Genomic DNA, 342 nt, shown 5'->3' on the forward strand with positions numbered 1-342 from the left:
CGGTTATAATTCTCTGGATTCAACTGTGCCCAGTAAGCAGCTTTGTTATCTTCATAATTTTTAATAGTGGAAAGTCGCTGTTGTCCATCTAACAGTCGGAGTTGAGACTGTTCTCCTTCAATCGGAGCAACTAACAACGCTCCAAAGGGAAAGTCGCGGTGTAAAGTAAGAATTAGGTCATTGCGTTTTTGTTTTGTCCAGACTAATCCACGTTGAAATTTGGGTAGTTTTACACGCTTGAGGTCACGTTGGTACGATAATTGAAGATATTCATAATTGCTCATCGCTGGTTACCTCCTAGATATAGTGGGATAAGAACATTTGATAATACCCTAAATATAC

At 39.2% G+C, this 342-nt stretch carries 1 protein-coding gene; it reads right to left on the reverse strand.

Annotated elements, in window-relative coordinates; all coding sequences use genetic code 11:
• On the reverse strand, window positions 1-284 hold a 284-nt coding region (locus D1831_RS14310; RefSeq protein ID WP_148096389.1), incomplete at its 3' end, for a DUF262 domain-containing protein.
• Between the last annotated feature and the right edge of the window lie 58 nt (window positions 285-342).

This window comes from Lactiplantibacillus garii (genome assembly GCF_003885105.1).
Lineage (GTDB): Bacteria > Bacillota > Bacilli > Lactobacillales > Lactobacillaceae > Lactiplantibacillus > Lactiplantibacillus garii.